Genomic DNA, 21,705 nt, shown 5'->3' with positions numbered 1-21,705 from the left:
CGAAGAACGTCAAGTTTCCAGTTAAAAAACCGATAAGATATTGATGTTTATTGAACGTGTTGGTTTGGCATATCAGTGTCTCGTTGTGGGATGCGCCCTTCTGTTGGCGGGGTGTAACCTTTCCGCAACTCTTGAAGACATCAGTATTCCTTCCGTGGCATTTGAAGTCGGCAGTAAAATCAAAGGTGGCGAAGACTATCCGATTCAACTGCAAGTCTCTGGAGCTAATTATTCCAAAGCCAAAATCTATTACACTTTGGACGGCAGCACCTGGAGCCTTCTGACCGAACTTCCACGTGGGGTTTACAACTACACTTGGACTGTTCCCAACGGGGACTATCCTCAGGCCGGTCTGCGCGCTGTTCTGGAAAATGAATCCGGCGGTTCACAGCAGGTTGAAAATGCTCTGGAGATCGACTCCACTCCGCCGGCGATTCCGTCCATCACAGATCACACCGCAGCTCTGACCCGCGACACCATGGCGTTTTTTTCAATAACAGACTGTAGCGATGCGCGCTTTGTGAAAATCACCGAGTCCGCAACACCTCCCTCTTTTGACAGCTCTTGGGCCCCTTGTTCAACGGCGGCCCAGTCTTTGGCATCAGCTCTGGACACCGACCGGGTTTATCCTTTCCACCTGTGGTTTGCAGATGATGTTGGAAATGTAAATACTGCGCTTACGACCTACAGCAAAACCCGTGATCGCACGGCTCCGACACTGGCTCTGACCAGTTTCCTGTCATCTTTGAATATCAATGGCGGCAGCACTCAGAATATTTCCTGGTCTTACAGCGATGCACATCCTCATGCCACACCTGTTTCGCTTTCTTATTCACTGGATAACGGAACTTCATGGGTGGGAATTGCCAGCAACCAAAATGTCTCGCCTTACGCGTGGACTACCGGAGCTTTGAATTCAAATCAATTGCGTATCAAAATTGTGGCGCAGGATATTTTGGGGAACTCCACCGAAGTGGTTTCACCTGTGACTCACTTGATTGACAGCCTGGACCCGTTAATAAGTCTGACCTTAAGTTCACCGAACACCGACACCCTTAAAGGTGGCGATGTGCTGACGGTCAGTTGGGTTGCCACAGACGCCAATCTGGGAACAGATCCCGTCGTTCCGGTGTATCGCGTGGACGGCGGACCTTGGACGGCATTCAGTGGCACCACCCACTATCCCTCAACAGGTTCTTTGAGCTGGACAATTCCTGCGAACGTGAATTCTTCCAACGTGGAATTTGCAGTCAGTGTTGTGGACATCGTGGGCCGCTCTAAAACAGCGACAAGCCTGCCTTACACTATCGATAACGGCGCTCCGGCTTTGACATGGACCAGCCCTGCGGATGGCAGCAATGGTATCAATGGCCTGACTCTGAGCGGAGCCTGCGGTTCTGCATCCGGTGACATTGTCACCCTTTCCATTACCGGGGATATTTCCGGCACACCGACAGCAACCTGCACAGCCGGAAGCTGGTCTGTGAACGTGACGTTCAGCACTGGATTTGGCAATAAGACCATCACCGTCAGTCAAAGTGATGACGCCGGCAATGTCACCTCTTTGACTCACACCTTCACCCGCAATCAACTTGCGGCGAAAACTTATGATCTAAGTTTTATTGATCCCATGTACCGTCAAGGACAAGATCCAGTAATATTCAACTTTAGCTCATTGGCACTGGATAGCGAAATCGCAGTCTGGAAACTCATATTTGTCGATGATGCTGATACAACCACCGAGGTTCAGTCCTTCACCTCCCCGACAAATGCCTATAGCTATACTTTGACCTCCGGGTCGCAACGCCACGCCAAGGTGCAAGTGGTGGTCACGGATGTGCAAGGCAATGTTTCCACCTCCACTTCATCGACATTCCAGGTTGTAAGTGAAGTCAGCACAGTTATTGGCAAAGAACCTGCCATTGGAAATGCGGTGGATGGCCTGCCTTCCATTGCCCGTTTTGATGCTCCTTATGGTGTGACTCGATTGGGCTCTTCCCTGATTCTAGCCGACCGATTCTATCTTCGTTCCATTGACACCACTGTTCCGGCAATGCCGTTAGTCAGCACTCTGGTGGGTTCTTCTTTCACAACGGCCAGCACGGGTGTGGGACGCGAGGTTTCTCTGGGGCACGCCGTGGGAGTTGCCACTGACGGAACTTACATTTATGTCAGTGATCATGCACGTCACTGCATATTGAGATATAACCCGAGTCCGATGGCAAAAACTGTGGAGGTTTTGCTGGGCCTTTGTGGTACTTCCGGGCGCCCTGCCGCCAATGAAGACCAGAATAAAGCCAATTCACGTTTTTATGCCCCTGGTGATTTAAAATATCATGCAGGTGCTCTTTATATTGCTGACACGGAAAACTCGTGCATTCGTCGCTATGACATGAACGACACCGTGTCCGTTATTGCCGGATATTGCGGATCTGCGGGTTACACACTGGGAAATCTGGGAACCAATCGCATTCGTATTATCGGCCTTGATATCGACAGTTCAGGGAATCTGTGGTTCACCGGCCGCACCAACGGCACCGTGAACTATTTAAGTCTGACAGCGCCCTATGAAGTCAAAGCTTTCGCCGGAACTTACGCAGGACTCGAGATTTTACAACTGGGCACGCCGCCGGATACTTACATTCGCTCTCCCTATGCCGTGCGGGCTTATAATAATGGTGCTCGCAACAGTTTATTCGTTTCAGATCAGTACTCGCAGGTCGTGGTGGAAATCCCCTATGACCCCGCAAATCCACAAAGTTTCATAGGCACATCTGCCATCGTCGCGGGACAACCCGGACTGAACGGCAGTCAGGCCGGACCGCTGGGGACCAACAAGCTGTTCGTTCCATCCATGTTGTATCTGGATGGCGATGAGCTGGTAATTTCCAACACCTTCTCGGGGCAACTTGTAAAGCTGAACATCGACACCTATGTTTTATCAGACTGGATTGGATCTCCTGCGGAACTTGCGGATTTTAAAACCGCCGGAAATGCAGCCAGAATCTCCAGCCCCAAATTCCTGACCTCTGATGGAACTCATCTGTATCTTTCTGCCGCAAACTCACTTCGCCGCATTGACTTGGGAGCACAGACAGTGACCACCATTGCAGGCCAAGGCAGTCTGGGGGGAGTTGTCAATGGGGCCCTGGGCACATCTCGCCTTTCCCAACCGTGGGGCATACACAAAGTTGCCGGGGGCATTTACAGTCTGGATCGCTATGCCTCTTTGATTCGTTTCACAGATAACAGCGGCAACACACGCACCATCGCTGGAGAGCCCTACGTCGGCGGTCTGCTGGAAGCAGCCTCCAACGGTGACCCTTCCCGCTTCAATTCCCCGACGGACCTTTGCTCTATCGGAAACTCACTTTATGTCGTTGATAATGACAACGCCCGCATTCGTCGTCTGGATGTAGGTGACATCAACAACCCGGTAACAAATCCGGCGACCACTTCACTTGCGGGAAGCTCTTTGGGCTATCAGGACGGAACTGGCACTGGAGCGCGATTCTACGAACCTGTTGGAATGGCCTGCATTTCTGGCGGCGCGCATGAAGGCCTCTATGTGAATGACACACGTGCCGTTAGAAAGGTCAGCCTGACCGGAGTCGTCACCACAATCGCAGGCAGCTTGACGTTAACTGGCGGCACAGATGGTGTCGGGACTGCCGCACGTTTCGACGGCCTGACTGGGATAGATGTCGTGGGCAACACCCTGTATCTGGCGGAAAATACAGGACGCTTTAAAATGATGGATCTGGACAGCGGTGTTGTCACTTCGATCATCAATAAAGATTCATCCATGGCTGAACGTGCCGGTCGTATGTGGGCCTACACCGTAAAATCAGGTTTCTATGATGTCAAAATACTAGGTACCTCCGCCTATCTGACCCAACCTTATGTAAACACCCTTATTCGCGTCAGTCTGACTGACGAGGAAATCGAACTGATGGTGGGCTACGGACAATTCCGCGAAAACTACAAAGCGGACAACGACGGCTCCTATGCCCGCTCTGTAAACTATGCGCGTGGCACAAACCAGGTCAAGGTGGGTGACGATCTCTACGTTGTGTCTTTCTATGATTCCGCCGTGTATAAAGTCGATAAAGATGGTCTGGTCACCTTGTACGCTGGCAAGATCGGAGCACCGGGATACATCGATGGTGCCCGGCTGAATGCGCGTTTTTATTCCAGTCACTACATCACCGCTCACAGTGGCAACCTTTACGTTTCCGACTACGAAAATCATGTTCTTCGAAAAATTGATCTGGCCACTGGCATGGTTACAACCGTCGCCGGAACTGTGGGCGAAGCCGGTAATATCGATGGAAACGCCACCACCGTCGCCCGCTTGAATCAACCCTACGGTTTGGCAGTCCAAGGTGATTATATTTACTTTGTCGAAAGAACCTCGTCCCTGATTCGTGCCTTCAACGTCGCTACCAATGAAATTATCACGGTGATGGGTGTCGCCAACGACAGAGGCTTCAGTGACGGCGATAAAACAACAGGCCGTCTGTTCTATCCCTATGCCCTTACCGCACTCGGAAATTATTTGTATGTCAGTGACACCGATTCGGGGACTTTGCGTAAAGTGGATATAACTGATCCGGTTAACGCCACAATCACGACCATCACCGGAACTCACGGTCAGACTGGTTATGCCGATGGCGTAGGCGCGGTGGTACGAACTTTCAATTCCACGGGGCTGACCAATGACGGAAAATATGTTTATTTCACCGAACGGGGCTCCAACACCATTCGACGTCTAAATCCGGCCACCAATGAGGTAACATTATGGATGGGACATCCTAACTTTACAGGCCATCGCGATGGACCTTTAAACGAAGCCCTTCTGCTGAAGCCCATTCAACCCCTGTTCACGCCTGAGGGGATGTATGTTTCCAGTGGTGATCACTACAATGTGCGCTGGGTGAAGTAACTGTCAACTTTCAAGAAGAATTCAATTTACGGAACAGTTCCCGCAGCATTCATGCATCTCACTTGGCAAATGATACTACGTAGTGCATAAGAAAATATGGATTCGACAATAAGCCTCAGTCGGCAGGCGCGTTTTAAAATTCTCAGCGAAAATATCAGCAAAGCCATCGAAGAAGAGGGCTTTCTGGTTCGTCCCTTCTCGCACCCGACCATGCCTCATTTCAACCGTCTTTCCATCGAGGAACAAGAACAGGTTCTGAAAGATCTTCTGACCTATTATCAGGTCTGCATGGACATGAAGCTTCAGGGGGAATCCCTGAAAGACACGCGCAAGTTCACCGAATGCGCCCTGGCCCGTCTGAATAAAAAAGCCGATCCCGCCATCATGGACCTTCTGCGCCCGGATCATCTGGTGGAAATTTATAATACGACTCAGACACAGGTCTTCCGCAGTCTGCCTTACTTTGAGGTTTGCAGCTATTCTCTGGAGGATGTTTACTGCCGCAAGTGGTATCACCTTTATGAACGCAGCCTGGAAGATCAGGAGCAGTTGGATAAATACATCGGCCTGTTCTATGCCCAAAATCCCCTGCGCACCATCGAAGTCCACGCTCCTGAACATATCATTCGCGAAAATGGGTCTTTGGAGCGCATGGAAATTCTGACCAAAATGTGGTGGTTAAGCCCGCTCTTTTCAACCAATCAGGAAGACATCTATATTCTGGCCGTTGAAACCAGTCGTCTGCCTTAAAGCCCCGGATCACAACCTATTCTTCATCTTGAGTATCGTCAGCAGGGGCTTGAGAGCTTTTAAGTTCTTCCATCGCCATTTCTGCACGGGTCTTATAGCCCTTTTTACTGTTGCAGTCCTTGCAGGAGGGAACGCAGTTGTTCTTATTGGATTTCCCACCGCGGGCGATGGGGATTAAGTGATCCATTGTGAGATCGGCAGGCTTAAAACGCTCGCCGCAGTGATAACACAGACCTTTTCCCAGCTCCTGCTTCCACCACTGGCTTTGACGAAGCTCTCGAGCCTTGGCTTTTTCGCGTTTTTGGTGCTCGGGTGGAGCGGCTGAAAAGAAATAGTCCATGGGGCCTTTATAGCTTAAGTCCAGCCATCCGTCCAGTCGCCTGACAAGCCCGGAAAACTGGACGAATCCTTACCCCGGAAGGGCTCAAATTTAAAGGCCTTTTTGCCGATAAAGTCCTGTGAATATTGAAGGAGTGGGATTCTATGTCTGTAAAAACCTTTAAAAAAGGCGAAGTGATCTATAAAGATGGCGATAAAATCACGGCCGTTTATTTGATCCAATCCGGTGGCGCGAATCAGTGCCTGATCCGTGGTAAAAAAACCATCGACCTTTTTCAACTGGGCTCGTCTCACATTCTGGGCGAACAGGTTATTCTGGGGCAAAGCACGCATCCCACTGCGGCTGTGGCCACAACAGAAACCAAGGTTCTGGAAATCCCGGTTGATACTTTGAAGCAACACTATGAAAGTGCCCCGCCAACACTGAAAATGATCATCAAATCCCTGGCAGACCGTCTGCGTCTGGCGGTGAATGATGTTCGTTCCAGCAAACTGGAAAAAGACTCCTCCCCTTGTCCGGAGGATCAGGTGGCGAAAGTTTATGGTTCTGTCTTCCATACCGCCAATCACAAAGGGGATCGGTCCCAACCCGGTCGCGTGATCGTGGACTGGAATATGATGAAGCAGTATTCCCAGCGTGTGATGGGGGAATCCCCGAAACGTCTGGAACAAGCCATTAACATTTTGGTGAAATTGAAACTGGCCCTTTATGAAATGGGCAAAGACCCCACCAATCCCGACGGCCCGGAGGAAATTCAAAAAGTTCATTTCCTGGATCTGTCTTTGGTGGAAAGTTTCTTTGAATTCTATCAGTACTATTACTTTAAAGGCGGCCGTTCGGAGCTGCTAAAAGTGGATGAACTGTGCATGCAGATGCTGGGTGCCATCCTGAAAATGTCCGAAAACGAACAGCCCGACCGTTTCGGAATTGTCGGTGTGGACTTTGCCAAGTTCAGCGAATTCTGCAAAGAGGAAATTGGCATCAATCTGAACAACGACCACTTCAACCGTCTTGAAGGCAAAGGCGTCTTCATGAAACGCAAGAACAGCGGCACCGGAGTGCAGTTGCAGTTTGAATCCAAGGAATTCCGTTCAATCCTGCAAAGCTGGAAAATGCTGCGCGAGATTGAAAAGTGGAACGAAAAAGGTTTCGTCGATATGGACGAAAAAGAGGAAAAACCAAAGAAAAAATCCAGCGGACCTTCCTGCCCTGCTTGCAGCGCCGACGTTCAGGCTGGCGCCAAGTTCTGCCATGAATGCGGCCACAAGATGACAGCGGCGGCCTAAGATGAGCGAAGCACTGGTCATTTTCAAAGCCATTCATGAGGAATCAAAAAAGCACGAGCTTTTACAGCAGCTCTTGAATTCTCAGGAGCTGATCAGTCTGCGTGACAAGTATGACCGCACCATTATTCTGAAACCGATGGGCACCAACGACAAGTTGCAAATCAAGTGTCATCCACCGGAATCAACCGCAATGAACACCGACGATGCGGCCACGTTCACTGCAAGCTTTGCATTAAAGGGCGAAAAATACCTGTTTGAGACTCACCCGGTTGTGAACGAGCACAACATCACTTTGACTGTTCTGAACTTGTTCCATCTGCAACGACGCAAGAATTATCGCTATGTGATCCCGGCGGACTATTCTGCCGAATTTGTGGTAACGTACCTGAATCAAGTGGTCTGTTCTTACACCTGCCGACTGCTGGATCTTTCCACGGAAGGTTGTGCTGTTGAAATTTCTCACACAGCGGCCAGCCTGAATCTGGAGGACATGGTGCAGGCTGAAATCTATCTGGGTGATCGCGACCCGATCCTGGTGCAGGGATTGATCAAAAATATCCGCCTCAAAAACGATGAGTTCCTGACTTTGGGCGTGGAGTTTAATCACATGGCCAATGCCAGTGAAGATCGTATCATCAGCTCTTTGACAGACCTGCAGCGCGAGCTCTACTTCCGTAAAGCATCCTGATAAAATACAGCGATCTTATTTTATGAAAGTCTCTATCCTATTCCCACCAGCAAAGGAGTTTTTCATGAAAGTCAGAGAGGTTATGCATAAGCAAGCCGATGTCATCAATCTAAACCACACTGTTCGTGAAGCGGCACAAATGATGGCACGCGGTGACTACGGATGTCTTCCTGTGGAGGACAATGACAAAATGATCGGAATGATCACCGATCGGGACATCGCCGTTCGGGTCGTGGCAAAAGGACTTGATCCCAATAACACCAAGGTCAGCGACTGCATGAGCCCCGGAATCAATTTCTGTTTTGAAGAAGATGACCTGGATTCCGTCGGCACGCAGATGAGTTCAAAAAAAATCCGCCGGATGCCGGTGATCAATCAGCAAAAACGCCTGGTCGGAATGCTCAGCCTGGGGGATATTGCCAACAAAAGCCGGGATCAAAAACTATCCCACAATATTCTTTCCCATGTTTCACACTAAATAAAAAAGGCCCGTTTTTACGGGCCTTTTCCTCGGGACTATTTCGAGGGGTAATACAACTTATTATCCCACATGCCTTCGTTAAAATACTGAATCGTGGCCTTCAGCCGTTGCACCAGTTGATCCCGGCGCGAAGCTTCTGGCGGTGACACCGAAAGGTCTTTTTCATTGGTCCGGTCTGTGATGGCAAACATTTGCGGATCGCCGTGGCCCGGTGACCAGACCAGGGAATAATCTTTTGCAAACAGCAGGTATCTGCCGTCAATAAAGTTCACCGCCGTTTTATCGCCGGGAACAAAAACGGAGCTTCCCAGATAGTTTTGATCCTTGTCCGAAATCCCCAGGAAATCCAGGACCGTCGGCAGAATATCAATCTGCTGCACCACCATCTGCGTATCCACCGTCGGGAATTTAAAGGACGGATGGTACAACAACAAAGGGATGCGATAATTCCCCTGCTCGTTCTGATATTCAGGGCGATAGTGCATGGAAGTATGATCGGCCGTAATCACAAACAATGTATTTTTAAACCACGGTTTCCTGGCGGCCTCTGCAAAAAACTTTTCCAACGCATAGTCCGTGTATTCCACAGCCTTCAGAATCGGCAGAGGACCTTCCGGAAAACGCTCCGTGTACTGCGCCGGAACTTTAAAGGGCTGATGCGAACTTAAAGTAAACACCGAGGTCATAAATGGCTGAGGCATTTCATCGACCTGAGTCAGCATCCATTGCAGGAAAGGTTCGTCCCATATCCCCCACACGCCGTCGTCATCGTCCGTGTTGCCGTATTCACGGGCACCATAATACTTTTCCACCCCGGCACTTTGCATGAAGGAATCAAAGTACATGGTTCCATTGTGCCCGCCATGAAAGAAGCTGGAAGAAAACTTATGCGGGGCCAGCAGCGTTCCCAAACCCAGGAAATAATTAGCAGTAAAGTGCGAGGAAATAAACGGCTCGTTCATCAGGGCGGGAATCCCGCCCATGATCGCCCCCACGCCCTCAATGGAACGGCGTCCATTGGCATAGGCATTTTCAAAACTCAGGGATTTGGTCTTTAAGGAATCCAAAAACGGCGTGTAGGACTTGCCGCCATCGACCGGCCCCATGTATTCCTCGCCGAAGCTTTCCAGAATTATCACGACGATATTCTGAGGCTTCCTGGCCCGCTTTCCTTCCAGCAAAGAGCCGCGAAGAGATCCGTTCAACAGAGACAGCATCCGGTCCTTGTCGGTGAAGTATTTTTCTTTGCTCAACCCCTCTGCCCCGTAGCTTTTTATGAAGGTGAAGGTGGAATTTAAAACCAGATTGTTCAGCAAAGGTGCGGTAAAGACGTTGGCGTTGACGAAATTAATTGGCTTGGCCTGCAAGCCTCCGCGAATGCCGATCACGCTGATAACCAGCGCCACAAAACTTAGAAAGGCGTGAGCCCCCCACAACTTCAACTTTCCGGATTTCTGTTCCGCCGTCCAGACAACCGCAGGTTCATGCAACGCCACCCGGCGCACCACCACAACGAATAAAACCACCAGCAACGTGTTCACCACAAACAGCAGCCAGTAACTGCTGACGAAGTTCCACATTTTTCCGGAAAGCTCATTCATCAGGAACAGACTGTCGTAGGTAAAACGACGACCCACGAAATTAATAAACTCGGTGTCCACCAAGTTCAAAATCAAGAGAGGCACTTGCAGGATGCTGAAGACAATCCAGCTCCCCTGCTGCCACAATCGATTCCAGCTTCGCGGCCAGGGAATCAGGGATAGCAGAATCAAGGGTGCCGCCAACGTCAGTGTCGCCACCACGTCAAAGCGCAGACCCACAATGAAAGACCACAACAAATCCTGCGCGGGTTTGTTTTTAAAAAGACTCCAGTTCCAAATCAGGAACTCCATCCGGGCCAGGAAATAGAAAAGTACAGCCACTAAAACCAGAGAGAAGATCTTAATAATTCGATGGGAGGGTCCAAACATGGGGATATAGTACACTGGCGGATTGCGTCATTCAATCTATCAGCACCTCACCCTTTACCGAGACGGCGTGCTCTGCTAGTTTCCCCTTCTATGACAGCAGAACAAATGAAAGAACGTTTAGAGAAGCATTATCCAGGTGCCACCATCGAAGTTTTCGATCTGACTGGCACTCAGGATCACTGGGAAGTATTTGTGGAAAGCCCTGTGTTTGCGGGTATGACTCGCATCCAGCAGCACCAAAATGTGATGGCTTGCTTTGGTCCAGAATTAAAGACCGGCGAGGTTCACGCACTTTCAATTAAGACTAAGATTAAATAATAAAAAGGACCCGTAAAATGGCTACGACTCACGAAAGAATTGATCAGATTGTTAAAGGTAATAAAATCGTATTGTTCATGAAAGGAACTCAACAGTTCCCTATGTGCGGTTTCTCCGCCCGTGCATGCGCGATCCTTCAGGACATGGGCGTTCAGTTCCATGATGTGAATGTTTTGGACGACGATGAAATCCGTCAGGGCATCAAAGAGTACGGCAACTGGCCGACTATTCCACAGCTTTACATCAACCACCAGTTGGTTGGCGGCAGCGATATCATGATGGAAATGTACCAGTCCGGCGAACTTCAGGAACTTCTGAAGTAATATGAGATGCAACGTCGCCCTGTGGGACCGCATTCTTAGGTTTCTATTCGGCGTGGGTTTAACCGCCTACGCCGTGGCCGGCGGTCCTTTCTGGGCGTATATCGGGGTCTATGGACTTATCACCGCAGCTTGGGGCTTGTGTCCCGTCTATGCTTTCTTTAGAATCAGAACTCTGAAAGATTATCACCGACCGATCAACGAAGAATAGGATGTTGTAGCATGTCCACCAGCGCTCTCCTCGAACTTGAAAGCCTCTTGAAGAAAGACCAAATCAAAACCGATGAAGAGAGTCTGAAATACTGGGGCAAGGACTGGACAACCTATTTCGATATCAAGGCTTCGGCCATCGTTTTCCCTCATTCCACCGAAGACGTCGTTAAACTTGTTCACTGGGCACGTAAAAACAAAATCGCGCTGATCCCTTCCGGCGGTCGCACAGGTCTTTCTGGTGCGGCGGTGGCCACGCAAGGTGAAGTCATTGTGTCCTTTGATCAAATGAACAAGATCAAGGAATTCAATCCCGTGGATCAAACCGTGGTGATTGATCCGGGTGTTGTGACCGAAGCATTGCAGGAATTTGCTCATTCCAAAAATCTTTTCTATCCCGTGGATTTCGCCGCCCGCGGATCTTCGCAAATGGGCGGCAACATTGCCACGAATGCTGGCGGCATCAAAGTTGTGCGCTACGGCCTGACACGCGACTGGGTCGCGGGACTGAAAGTCGTCACAGGCACGGGCGATGTGCTGGAGCTGAACAATGCTCTGGTGAAAAATGCCACGGGCTATGATCTGCGCCATCTGTTTATTGGCTCTGAGGGAACTTTGGGCTTTATCACGGAAGCCACCATCAAACTTGCGGCGGCGCCACCGCCAATGAAGGTTCTGGTGATGGGTGTGAGCGGTCTGGACGCCGTGATGAAAATCTTTGCGGAATTTAAAACCAAAACCTCGCTGGTGGCGTTTGAAATGTTTTCGGACAAAGCCTTGCGCAAAGTTTTGGAAGGCACAGGTTTAAGTGCTCCGTTGGCAACAGAATGCCCATTCTATGTGCTGGCGGAAGTTGAAACTCGTAACGAAGCCGATGAAGAACATGCGTTGAGCGTGTTTGAAAAATCCCTGGAAGAAGGCTGGGTCTTGGATGGCGTGATTTCCCAATCCGACGTTCAAGCCAAAACTTTCTGGAGATACCGCGAGGACATTTCCGAGTCTTTGGCCAAGTACTCCCCGTATAAGAATGACATTGCCGTGGCCATTTCCAAAGTGCCTCCGTTCATGGAAGATCTGGACCAGGTCCTGTCAGCGGCCTACCCGACCTGGGAAGTGGTCTGGTTCGGTCATATCGGGGATGGCAATTTACACATCAATATCCTGCGCCCCGAGGGCCTGAGTAAAGAAGAGTTTGTGAAAGAGTGCCGCAAAGTGGACGTTTTGGTCTTTGATGCGGTTAAAAAGTACAAAGGTTCGATCTCTGCCGAACATGGCGTGGGTCTGACCAAACGGTCGTTCCTGAACTACACCCGTTCTGAAGCTGAAATTGCGCTTATGCGCGGGATTAAAAAAGTCTTCGATCCGGACAATATCATCAATCCCGGCAAGGTGATCTAGACCTCACCTAAGACCTGCTCCCATTGCTGCTTTCCAGTCTTCTGATAGACTGGAAAGACAGTGCGTAAATACATACTTATCCTATTTTTATTGTGTGCTTCCTGTACCAAACCTTTGGGCGATCAAGATCCGTTGGATCAACCTTCTTCGGAAGCTCCCGGTGAATTTTCCATCGCCTCGATTCAGCGCGTGGAATTGCAACTGCTGGTGGCCTGGACAAGCTCCAAAGGAGCGAAGTCTTACGAGCTGAACTACGGCACCACCGCCGGAACTTACACGGAATCCATCACAGCGACGAAATCCCCTATTGTTATTCAAGGGCTGACTCCGGGAACCACGTATTATTTCCGCATGAAAGCCATCAACAGCACTGGCACCACTCTTTCCACGGCTGAAAAAAGCTATCCGTTCTTAGGGGCCCCCGGTGAATTTGATATTATCTCCGCAGTTCCGGGGAATGGAAAAGTCACTTTACTGTGGAACCTGAGCGATGAGGCATCCTCTTACGCGGTGATGTCGGGCACGAGCGCCGGAAATATCACCAATACGGTGGCCGCCAAAGCAACCCCGCCTTACGAAGTCAGTTCTTTGACGAACGGGACGACTTATTATTTCCGTATTGTTGCGACAAATCCTATCGGCAGCCGAGATTCCAGCAACACGATGAGTGCAACACCGACTCCGCCGCCTTCTGTTCCTTTGAATTTGACGGCTGTACCTGCTGCCACCAAGTGTACACTGGCCTGGGACGCTCCAAGCACTGGTGCCGCACCGATCGTTTATACTGTCCGTCGCTGGACCGATGCCACTAACAATGTTGTGGTCTGTGATAAAACCCCACTTCCGGGGTGTGAAGATACGGGACGACCGCCGGGAATCTATGAATACACGGTGGATGCAACCAACCTCGCCGGGACGGGCCCACAAACAAATAGAATCTCCTGTCCTGTTGGCATGCCCGGTGACTTCGACTTGCTAACAGCGACTCCCGCTGACAGCAAAGTCACATTAACCTGGCAGGCCAGCGCCAACGCCACGGCCTACACTGTGATGTCCGGCACCAGCTCAAACGATATAACCACGACGGTGAATACGAATGCGACGTCACCTTATGCAGTGACAGGACTTAACAACACAGTTCCTTACTATTTCAAAGTGGTCGCCCGTAATGTCGCCGGAACCAAAGACTCTTCAAACACTCTAAATGCAACACCGAATGTGCCTCCCACTGTACCCCTGTCCCCCACTGTTGTTGTGTCAGAAGTTGGGAAATGCACTCTAAACTGGATGCCTCCGGCAACTGGGGCCCCTCCAATCACTTACACTGTTCGTCGTGTTGTGAATCCGACCACCAACGTGGTGATCTGCGACAACATCGCGGCTCGAACCTGTTCCGAAGAAGGCCTTGCTGGTGGAACTTACAACTACACTATCGAAGCGATCAATCCCACAGGGACCGGACCAAAAACGGCCAACATCCCCTGCTCTCTGGCGGCTCCGGGTACCATCAATCTTGGAAATGCCACTGCGGGTAACACAACGGCCAGCTTCAGTTGGACGGATGGCAGCGGTGCAACCTCTTTCACAGTAAAATACGGAACCACGAATGCGACAACTCAAGTTGCTGCGACAAATGCGGTATCGCCGTTTTTACTGGAAGGTCTTACCAATGGCGTGCTTTATTATTACACGGTAGAGGCCATCAATGCCTACGGTACAACCCGAGCCACTCCAAAAACAGTCACTCCTGTCAGTAACAAACCTGTACTGACATGGCTTGGACCAAAATCCACAACCGCAGTCAACCTTGGCAGCAGCATCACCCGCAACTTCACCATTTCCGATCCCGATCCGGAAGATACAGTGGATTGCGCCAGCTCTCTTAGTGCAACCTCGTCGGACCCTGCGATTATTCCAAATGGCAACATCACATTCGGAGGCAGTGGCAGTCAGTGCTCTGTGACTATCACTCCTGCCGCAGGAACATCGGGCTATGCAACCGTCACGGTCAATGTCACCGATGGCCAGACAACTTTAAGCTCTCCACTGAATATCTATCGCCTTCCGACACCTGATCGTATTTATTCATGGAAAAAATATGGTTCTTACAGCGGTCCGGCCATTCGCATTCGCCGCACCAGTGACCAGGCCGAAGCCGATATCTACTTTGATGCCAATGGCGTTATCAATAAAAGTGATTTCGATACATTTCGCGGAGGAGCCAACCCTTACCTTGTAAAATGGTATGACCAAAGCGGCAATAACCAACATGCAGAACAAACAGATCCCGCCCTGCAAGGCACAGTGACATTGACCAGTTCATACATTCTGACCTTAACTCTGGATGGTTTGAATGACGGCCTTACAGTGCCTTCATTCCCCGTGTCGCCAACCACCACCACATACATGAACTTCAAATACGCAGCTGTGGCAAATTATGGTCATTTGATGACTCTTGGAGACAGTAACAGCGGCTCCTATAGCGGTTTCCATTTTGACAAAAATAACGGGAACTCTGGTGCCTGGCTTTTACAAACGGCTGCGGATTCAGCGAATATTGAAATAACAAACGGAGTCGCAAGTGACACCACCGAAAGAGGCATGGCGGCTGTTATAGGAACCGCCCCCACAATGAAAAGAGACATCGTGGTTTCCACAGCCTCTGCCGTGACAAGATATACGGGAACTCCGACCCAGTATCTTGCTCCAGCGGGCGGGACACCTCTTTATCTCTTCTCTGCCGGCCCTGCGGGCACTTCTCCGATCAAAGGAACGACAAAAGAGATTCTGATCTTCTCTCAGGAACTAAGTAACGATCAGGTCAAAGCCCTGGCCACTCAGATCAACTAGGACTGACTGCGCTTAATACACCACACGCGTGCGGATAGAACGGGACAGCTTCTCGATGTCCGCCGCGAGTGTGTGGGCATGGGATGAATGAACATCCATCACCAGATAACCGATCTTTTCATCTGTGGATAGGTACTGACCTTCAATATTTGCTCCGGCTTTGGAAATCAAACCATTGATTTCACCCAGAACACCCGGTTCATTCTTATGCACATTCAAAATACGTGACGTCCCCTGCTTCACTGGCAGATCCACATTCGGAAAGTTCACCGCGCCCGGTGAAGAACCAATTTTCAGATAACGACGGAAGCTTTCCGCCACTTCCAAACCGATGGCATACTGGGCCTCTTCAGTGCTGCCAGCAATATGCGGAGTCAGAATCACATTGGCCAGCCCCTGCAACGGAGATTTGAATTTTTCTTTATTGGACGCTGGCTCTTCCGGGAACACGTCAATCGCACAACCGGCGATGTGCTTTTCTTTCAAAGCCTGCACCAGGTCTTCAATCACCACCACGGTGCCGCGGCTGGCGTTGATCAGGAAGCTGCCTTTTTTCATCAGCGATAATTCCCGCGCCCCGATCATGTCTTTGGTTTCCGGAGTTTCCGGCACATGCAAAGTCACAAAATCAGACGAACGCAGAAGCTCGTCCAAAGACGACAGCGTGCTGGCATTTCCCAAGGGAAGTTTTTTTAGCACATCATAAAACTGCACTTTCAAACCCATGGATTCGGCCAGAATACTGACCTGACTTCCGATATGACCGTACCCGACAATACCCAGTGTTTTACCACGCACTTCGTGGGAGCCCACCGCGGACTTCACCCACTCACCCATGTGTGCCTGTGTGTTACGGTCCCCCAGTTGACGGGACAAAGAAATCATTTCGGCAATCACCAGTTCAGCCACAGAACGAGTGTTCGAGTGCGGGGCATTGAAAACCGGAACTCCCTTTTCACGCGCGGTCAGAAGATCCACCTGATTTGTGCCAATGCAGAAACAGCCCACTGTCACCAGATGTTTGTTCGCTTCAAGAACTTTGGCGGTCAGTTCCGTCTTGGAGCGAATACCCAGAACCTCGTAATTTGGCAGCAGCCGCATCAACTCTTCTTCCGAAGGCGAATGCGTAATCAGATCCACTTTGTAGCCTTCTTCTTCCAGTCTTTGCTTTGCCACTGCATGGATATTTTCAACCAACAAAATTCTTTGAGCGCTCATCGGGCCTCCACTCTAAAAATGGTACTCCCATTCACGATCTTCGTCACTATTCGCAGTGACGAGGCGTGCTAATGATGGTCAAATAAGTCGTCTCGGGTATGCTGGAGTCTATGACATCAACTCGAGTATTTTCTCTACTTATCGTGGATGACGATCCATTGATTCATCAGTCCCTTAAACTAGCCCTTCCGAATCATTGGAAGGTGTTTTCAGCCCCGACTTTGGAAGCCATTCAATACGAACGTTTCTATCATGCTGCTTTTGTGGACATGCATTTGGAACCGGGCTCTACCAAAGCCGTGGGACCTTCGGTGATTGAAAAACTGGTGAAGCACAACAACCAACTGGAAGTTGTGGCCATGTCCGGCGACCTCAGCCGTCCTTTGATGGAAAGCTGCCTGAAGGCCGGTGCCCAGCGCTTCCTTGCCAAACCCCTGATGCCGGAAGAAATTCTTCTGGTGCTGGAAAAGATCGAAGCGCTTTGGGATCTGCGCAGTGTGGACCCGGCTGCCAGCCGCAAAAGCACGCGTTGGGTGGGAACATCTGCGGCTTCTTTGAAAATCAAAAAGCGCATTGCCGATCTTCGCGGTGAAACCAGTCCGGTGCTGATCGAAGGTGAAACCGGTTGTGGTAAAGAAGTTGTATCCAGACTTCTGCATGAACAGGAAGGCGAACGCCCGTTCATCGCCGTCAACGTCGCCAGTATCCCCGACAATTTGTTTGAATCCGAGATGTTCGGCCACGTAAAGGGGGCCTTCACTGGTGCGGATCAAAACAAAGTCGGTCTGACCGAAGCTGCTCACGGTGGTGATCTGTTTCTGGATGAAATCGAAGCTCTGCCACTGACTCAACAGGCAAAACTGTTGCGCTTCCTGGAAACGGGCGAAGTTCGCAGAGTCGGTGCCAAAGAAAGCACGCAAGTAAAAACCCGCGTGATCGTGGCCAGCAACAAGTCACTGGAAAAAATGGTCGCCGCCGGAGAATTCCGCGAGGACCTTTTGTATCGACTGGCTTCCCAGCGTATTGAGCTGACCCCTTTGCGTGAACGCATGGAGGATATCACCGAGTTGGCGAAACACTTCCTGGATGCCGAACGCCCGCGCCGTAATAAATCCTTCACTGATGATGGCATCGAAGCTCTAAAGAAATACAACTGGCCCGGCAATGTGCGTGAATTGAAGCGCGTGTGTGAACAGCTTAGCCTTACTTCTCCACTGCCATTTATTCGTGCCGAAGATGTCTCAGCTTGGTTAAAACCCGCAGCCACGGCCGTTGGCGCACCATCTTACACTGTTATTGATTTCAACAAGGGGTTAAATACCTTGGTTGAGGAATTTGAAGCGCATGTGATTCGCACTTGCATCAAGCAAACCAGCGATATCGAGGATGCCGCGCGAGTTTTAAAAGTCTCTCGCTCAAATCTTTACAAAAAAATCAAAGACTACAAAATTGAAGAGGAACCTTCTTAATGGATTTTTTTGATTTCGATCTTCCCATCCGTATTGCCATGCCGACTGCGTGGGAAAGCCATATCTATCGTCAGACCGTACTGATTGTCCTGTCCATCATCTTTGCGTCGGCTTTTGTTATCTTCTGGTTCCGTAAAAAGAATTATTACTTCGTGCAATCCTGGGCCAGCATTAAATCCTGGCTGGTGGCGGCTCCGTTAATGTTTTTAGCGATGGGAATGCCAGAACCCTGGCCCTTGGTGGCACTGACGGCGCTGGCGATCCTGGGGGCCAAGATATTCTTCCAGATTATGGGAATGTTCCACCGCAGTTATTTTGTTTTGATCTGTTATGCGGGGATTATCGGTCTGGGTATTTGCGCGTGGTATGACCGTCTGGATATTTACAATGCCATGCCAATGGCTGTTCTGGGGATCACCTGCCTTGTGCCGCTGGCAAGAAATTCTTACAAGCGCATGATTCAGTACATTTCCCTGACTTTGCTGGCCTTCATCTTCCTGGGTTGGTCTTTCATGCACTTGGGTTTGATCATGAAATTCCCGAACGGGGTTTTCCAAGTGATGTATCTGATCATCCTGACTGAGTTCTGCGATAACACCAACTTGGCCGTCAGCCGTTACATTGGCGGCTGGAAGCTGTTTCCGGGGATCAATCCACGCCGTACCGTGGGAAGCACTCTGGTATCGATGCTTTTGACTTTGTTCCTGGCAGGCTCCATGCGCTTCCTTTTGCCAGATGGGTCTGAAAAATACTGGCTGGCTTCCGGACTTGTGGCATCCATGGGTGGCTTTATCGGAGATCTGGTGATGACTGCTGTGCGCAGAGATGCCGGAATGAAAACCGTCGGTCCGTTCATTATCGGTCGTGGGGACTTCCTGCACCGTATGGACCGTTTGATCTTTGTGGCACCTATTTACTACTACGTGATGACGGTCATTCTATGAAGGATTGGAACTACGAAAACGAACAGTGGACCAAGCTTCCCACTTACCTGAAGCATTTGCCGCTTTTCACGCGTCACATTGATTTTTTCAGTGTGTGCATGCGCTTTTTGTGGTCGCTGATTCTGAAAAACATCCTGTACAAGTTCTACATCCGCCTGGAAGTACGCGGCACTCCGTTTTCGGAAATCTATAAAACCCAGCCCAAGCTGATTATCATCAGCAATCACGCCAGTCACTTGGATGCGGTGTCCATCGCCGCTTCTATTCCACGCCGCTACTGGTTGAATCTTTATATCGCAGCGGCGAAGGATTATTTCTTTAGCAATCCTCTGTTTATGTTTTTCTCCCAGCACTGTCTGGGTGCCATTCCGATTGATCGCAAGGACCGCAAGGGCGAAGCCATCAATCTGATTTTGAAACTTCTGACCGAACTGCCACGCATGTGGCTGATCATCTTCCCGGAAGGAACTCGTTCCAAAGACGGGAAAATTCAAGAGTTCAAAAGAGGCGTGTCTATTTTTTCAGAACGCACACAAACACCTTTACTGTTCACCTATCTGGATGGAGTGATGGAACTTTGGCCCAAGGGTCAAAGCATGCCACGCCCGGGAAAACTGATCCTGCACGTAGGTCCAGTTCATCCCCCCGGCCCGATCCAAGAGGTGTATGCTGCTTATAAGAGCTGGGTTATGACCATCAACCCTGATGCCTTCCCGGCTGCTACGGAGGAAAAACCTCATGAATAACGAACTGGAAATCGAAAATAAAACTTTAAAGATTGGTCCCTACGAAATCTGCCCTGTACCAACCGGCCTGTTTGGTCTGGATGGCGGAGCGATGTTCGGCACAGTCCCGAAAGTTCTGTGGGAACGTAGCAATCCTCCTGACGAAAAAAATCGTATTTCCATGGAGGCCCGTGGTTTACTGCTAAAATCCCCAGGCTGCAATATTCTGATCGACACTGGCAACGGTGGCGACTTCGTGGCCAAATACGGCGAAAAGCTGGGCGGCAAATTTGCAGAGCTATTTAACATTCATAGCGATGGCCCATCCCTGCTGAAGTCTTTGGAACATCATCACATCAAGCCTGAAGATATTCACCATGTAATTCTGACTCACCTGCATTTCGATCACGCCGGTGGCGGCACCACGGAAAAAGACGGCAAGCTGGTTCCGACTTTCCCGAATGCAAAATACTGGATTCAGAAGGCCAACCTTGAAACCGCTTCCAAACCCAACCTGCGCGAAAAAGCCAGCTACTATCCAGCGAACTTCCAGCCCCTGATTGATGCCGGGGTTTTGAATATCATGAACGGCCCTCAAGAAAACTTCCTGCCGGGAATTTCCGCCATCATCAGCGACGGACATACGCTGGGTCAGCAGGTGATCAAAGTCACTGACGGCAGTAACACTTTGCTTTATTGCGGGGACATGGTTCCCACCAGCACTCACGTGAAACTGCCGTGGGTTATGGGTTACGATCTGCACCCGCTGACTCTGATCGAGGAAAAGACAAAGTATCTTAGTGAAGCTGCCGACCATTCATGGTATCTTTTCTTTGAGCACGATCCTTACTGTGATGCTGCTCTGATTGAACGCAGCGGGAATGATTTCGCGGTTCAAAAAAGATTCTGGCTGTAGGCGCTGATGCGCAGAATTTACGGGCGAGCCACGCCCGTGGACGGGACTGAAGCTTGCTAAAAAGACTGTGGAGTGTGCTTAAAGACACCATTCAACAAATGCGCGACGGTGAATTACAACTGGTCGCGGCTTCGTTGTCTTTTTCCACCGCTTTGGCTCTGGTGCCTTTCATCGCCGTTGTTCTGGCGACTTTTCAATCCATCGGGGGACTTGAAGCCCTCTACCCCAAAGTGGAAGCCCTGCTGCTTTCCAATATGAAAGAAGCCGCAGGAAGCGGCTTTACTAAAATGATGAAAGTGGTTTTAAGAAACGTGAATGCCGGCAAGCTGGGAACAGCCGGGGCCGTGTTCCTGTTTATTACATCCATCCGCCTGATGCACGACATGGAAGTGGGCATTCACCGCGTATGGAATCAGCGCAACACCCGACCGTTTTACAAACGCCTGATCTATCACTGGTCCCTGGTGCTGGCGATCCCGGTTTTTCTGGCGATCTACGTGGGCTTTACTTCACTGGAACAGTTTGAATTTGTTCATCGTGTGATTCCTGCGTCCGTATCCAACTCTCTGGTTTTGGTCGGCACACTGTTCCTGGTTTACAAAATGGTTCCCGACATTCAGGTTCGCACCCGGGCCGCGGTCGTAAGCTCTGTTCTGGCTTCGGTCAGTTTATTTCTGGTCCACAAAGGCTACGTTCTGTTGGCCAAGAAGTTCTTTTCCTACAACAAGCTTTACGGCTCTTTTGCAGCCCTGCCGCTGTTGCTATTATGGATTCTAACCCTGTGGTACGTGATTCTTGGCGGCGTTGCCTTGTGCGCAAGTCTGCAAAAACGACACGTTGCATAGGGCTTAAGTATTCGAATTTATTGATTATTTAA

General features: G+C 50.2%; 18 protein-coding genes. 15 read left to right on the top strand and 3 right to left on the bottom strand.

Going from position 1 to position 21,705, the window contains the following annotated elements:
• Positions 1–43 precede the first annotated feature (43 nt).
• Both EZJ49_RS07130 and EZJ49_RS07125 read left to right on the top strand, forming a co-directional pair.
• The gene (locus EZJ49_RS07130) at positions 44–4,945 is read left to right on the top strand and encodes a hypothetical protein (RefSeq protein ID WP_262555466.1); all 4,902 of its coding nucleotides are present in this window, start codon (positions 44–46) and stop codon (positions 4,943–4,945) included.
• 96 nt (positions 4,946–5,041) lie between these two features.
• A complete protein-coding gene (locus EZJ49_RS07125) occupies positions 5,042–5,695 on the top strand; it encodes a hypothetical protein (RefSeq protein WP_262555464.1) in 654 nt (217 codons plus the stop codon).
• A 16-nt stretch (positions 5,696–5,711) separates the two neighbouring features.
• Here EZJ49_RS07125 and EZJ49_RS07120 read toward each other — a convergent pair whose 3' ends face one another.
• Positions 5,712–6,035: an HNH endonuclease gene (locus EZJ49_RS07120; protein ID WP_262555462.1), complete on the bottom strand. Its 324-nt coding sequence runs from the start codon at positions 6,033–6,035 to the stop codon at positions 5,712–5,714.
• A 143-nt stretch (positions 6,036–6,178) separates the two neighbouring features.
• Between EZJ49_RS07120 and EZJ49_RS07115 the strand changes: the two genes are divergently transcribed.
• From EZJ49_RS07115 to EZJ49_RS07105, 3 genes are all read left to right on the top strand, one after another.
• Entirely contained in the window at positions 6,179–7,321 is a 1,143-nt protein-coding gene (locus EZJ49_RS07115) for a cyclic nucleotide-binding domain-containing protein (protein WP_262555460.1), read from the top strand.
• 1 nt (position 7,322) lies between these two features.
• Positions 7,323–8,009: a PilZ domain-containing protein gene (locus EZJ49_RS07110; RefSeq protein WP_262555458.1), complete on the top strand. Its 687-nt coding sequence runs from the start codon at positions 7,323–7,325 to the stop codon at positions 8,007–8,009.
• 64 nt (positions 8,010–8,073) lie between these two features.
• Positions 8,074–8,487: a CBS domain-containing protein gene (locus EZJ49_RS07105; protein WP_262555457.1), complete on the top strand. Its 414-nt coding sequence runs from the start codon at positions 8,074–8,076 to the stop codon at positions 8,485–8,487.
• A 38-nt stretch (positions 8,488–8,525) separates the two neighbouring features.
• Here EZJ49_RS07105 and EZJ49_RS07100 read toward each other — a convergent pair whose 3' ends face one another.
• Positions 8,526–10,460 (bottom strand): LTA synthase family protein, encoded by a 1,935-nt coding sequence (locus EZJ49_RS07100; protein WP_262555455.1) that lies wholly within the window; start codon positions 10,458–10,460, stop codon positions 8,526–8,528.
• A 105-nt stretch (positions 10,461–10,565) separates the two neighbouring features.
• On the opposite strand from EZJ49_RS07100, the gene EZJ49_RS07095 reads away from it, so the two are divergent.
• The 5 genes from EZJ49_RS07095 to EZJ49_RS07075 are packed head-to-tail and all read left to right on the top strand — an operon-like array spanning position 10,566 to position 15,556.
• Positions 10,566–10,778 (top strand): BolA family transcriptional regulator, encoded by a 213-nt coding sequence (locus EZJ49_RS07095; protein ID WP_262555453.1) that lies wholly within the window; start codon positions 10,566–10,568, stop codon positions 10,776–10,778.
• Positions 10,779–10,795: 17 nt separating this feature from the next.
• Positions 10,796–11,101: a Grx4 family monothiol glutaredoxin gene (gene grxD, locus EZJ49_RS07090; RefSeq protein WP_011165269.1), complete on the top strand. Its 306-nt coding sequence runs from the start codon at positions 10,796–10,798 to the stop codon at positions 11,099–11,101.
• Between the two features lies 1 nt (position 11,102).
• Entirely contained in the window at positions 11,103–11,309 is a 207-nt protein-coding gene (locus EZJ49_RS07085; protein WP_011165270.1) for a DUF2892 domain-containing protein, read from the top strand.
• An 11-nt stretch (positions 11,310–11,320) separates the two neighbouring features.
• Complete coding sequence (locus EZJ49_RS07080; RefSeq protein WP_262555450.1) at positions 11,321–12,706, top strand: FAD-binding oxidoreductase; 1,386 nt, start codon at positions 11,321–11,323, stop codon at positions 12,704–12,706.
• A gap of 60 nt (positions 12,707–12,766) precedes the next feature.
• Complete coding sequence (locus EZJ49_RS07075) at positions 12,767–15,556, top strand: fibronectin type III domain-containing protein (protein WP_262555449.1); 2,790 nt, start codon at positions 12,767–12,769, stop codon at positions 15,554–15,556.
• 12 nt (positions 15,557–15,568) lie between these two features.
• Here EZJ49_RS07075 and serA read toward each other — a convergent pair whose 3' ends face one another.
• Complete coding sequence (gene serA, locus EZJ49_RS07070; RefSeq protein WP_262555447.1) at positions 15,569–16,774, bottom strand: phosphoglycerate dehydrogenase; 1,206 nt, start codon at positions 16,772–16,774, stop codon at positions 15,569–15,571.
• Between the two features lie 110 nt (positions 16,775–16,884).
• On the opposite strand from serA, the gene EZJ49_RS07065 reads away from it, so the two are divergent.
• The 5 genes from EZJ49_RS07065 to EZJ49_RS07045 are packed head-to-tail and all read left to right on the top strand — an operon-like array spanning position 16,885 to position 21,673.
• On the top strand, positions 16,885–18,243 hold the full coding sequence (locus EZJ49_RS07065) for a sigma-54-dependent transcriptional regulator (protein ID WP_262555445.1): 1,359 nt from the start codon (positions 16,885–16,887) through the stop codon (positions 18,241–18,243).
• Positions 18,243–19,187, top strand: coding sequence for a phosphatidate cytidylyltransferase (locus tag EZJ49_RS07060; RefSeq protein WP_262555443.1), 945 nt, complete (start codon positions 18,243–18,245; stop codon positions 19,185–19,187). Before EZJ49_RS07065 ends, EZJ49_RS07060 begins: the two co-directional genes overlap by 1 nt.
• The gene (locus EZJ49_RS07055; protein ID WP_262555441.1) at positions 19,184–19,933 is read left to right on the top strand and encodes a lysophospholipid acyltransferase family protein; all 750 of its coding nucleotides are present in this window, start codon (positions 19,184–19,186) and stop codon (positions 19,931–19,933) included. Before EZJ49_RS07060 ends, EZJ49_RS07055 begins: the two co-directional genes overlap by 4 nt.
• The gene (locus EZJ49_RS07050) at positions 19,926–20,828 is read left to right on the top strand and encodes an MBL fold metallo-hydrolase (RefSeq protein WP_262555439.1); all 903 of its coding nucleotides are present in this window, start codon (positions 19,926–19,928) and stop codon (positions 20,826–20,828) included. The genes EZJ49_RS07055 and EZJ49_RS07050 overlap by 8 nt, the downstream gene beginning before the upstream one ends.
• Before the next feature lie 53 nt (positions 20,829–20,881).
• Positions 20,882–21,673 carry a YihY/virulence factor BrkB family protein gene (locus tag EZJ49_RS07045; protein ID WP_262555438.1) on the top strand — a complete coding sequence of 264 codons (792 nt, stop codon included), beginning with the start codon at positions 20,882–20,884 and terminating at the stop codon, positions 21,671–21,673.
• The last annotated feature ends 32 nt before the right edge of the window (positions 21,674–21,705 follow it).

It is taken from the genome of Bdellovibrio bacteriovorus (assembly GCF_025558485.1).
Taxonomy (GTDB): Bacteria; Bdellovibrionota; Bdellovibrionia; order Bdellovibrionales; family Bdellovibrionaceae; genus Bdellovibrio; species Bdellovibrio bacteriovorus_G.
Note: the sequence above shows the minus strand (reverse complement) of the source record. Positions and strands in the feature narration are given on the sequence as shown.

Coding starts and splice junctions, on each gene's coding strand:
- EZJ49_RS07085 (WP_011165270.1), top strand. CDS start 11,103: ATGAGATGCAACGTCGCCCTGTGGGACCGCATTCTTAGGTTTCTATTC.
- EZJ49_RS07110 (WP_262555458.1), top strand. CDS start 7,323: ATGAGCGAAGCACTGGTCATTTTCAAAGCCATTCATGAGGAATCAAAA.
- EZJ49_RS07050 (WP_262555439.1), top strand. CDS start 19,926: ATGAATAACGAACTGGAAATCGAAAATAAAACTTTAAAGATTGGTCCC.
- EZJ49_RS07095 (WP_262555453.1), top strand. CDS start 10,566: ATGAAAGAACGTTTAGAGAAGCATTATCCAGGTGCCACCATCGAAGTT.
- EZJ49_RS07055 (WP_262555441.1), top strand. CDS start 19,184: ATGAAGGATTGGAACTACGAAAACGAACAGTGGACCAAGCTTCCCACT.
- EZJ49_RS07100 (WP_262555455.1), bottom strand. CDS start 10,460: ATGTTTGGACCCTCCCATCGAATTATTAAGATCTTCTCTCTGGTTTTA.
- EZJ49_RS07120 (WP_262555462.1), bottom strand. CDS start 6,035: ATGGACTATTTCTTTTCAGCCGCTCCACCCGAGCACCAAAAACGCGAA.
- EZJ49_RS07105 (WP_262555457.1), top strand. CDS start 8,074: ATGAAAGTCAGAGAGGTTATGCATAAGCAAGCCGATGTCATCAATCTA.
- serA (WP_262555447.1), bottom strand. CDS start 16,774: ATGAGCGCTCAAAGAATTTTGTTGGTTGAAAATATCCATGCAGTGGCA.
- grxD (WP_011165269.1), top strand. CDS start 10,796: ATGGCTACGACTCACGAAAGAATTGATCAGATTGTTAAAGGTAATAAA.
- EZJ49_RS07065 (WP_262555445.1), top strand. CDS start 16,885: ATGACATCAACTCGAGTATTTTCTCTACTTATCGTGGATGACGATCCA.
- EZJ49_RS07115 (WP_262555460.1), top strand. CDS start 6,179: ATGTCTGTAAAAACCTTTAAAAAAGGCGAAGTGATCTATAAAGATGGC.
- EZJ49_RS07125 (WP_262555464.1), top strand. CDS start 5,042: ATGGATTCGACAATAAGCCTCAGTCGGCAGGCGCGTTTTAAAATTCTC.
- EZJ49_RS07130 (WP_262555466.1), top strand. CDS start 44: ATGTTTATTGAACGTGTTGGTTTGGCATATCAGTGTCTCGTTGTGGGA.
- EZJ49_RS07080 (WP_262555450.1), top strand. CDS start 11,321: ATGTCCACCAGCGCTCTCCTCGAACTTGAAAGCCTCTTGAAGAAAGAC.
- EZJ49_RS07060 (WP_262555443.1), top strand. CDS start 18,243: ATGGATTTTTTTGATTTCGATCTTCCCATCCGTATTGCCATGCCGACT.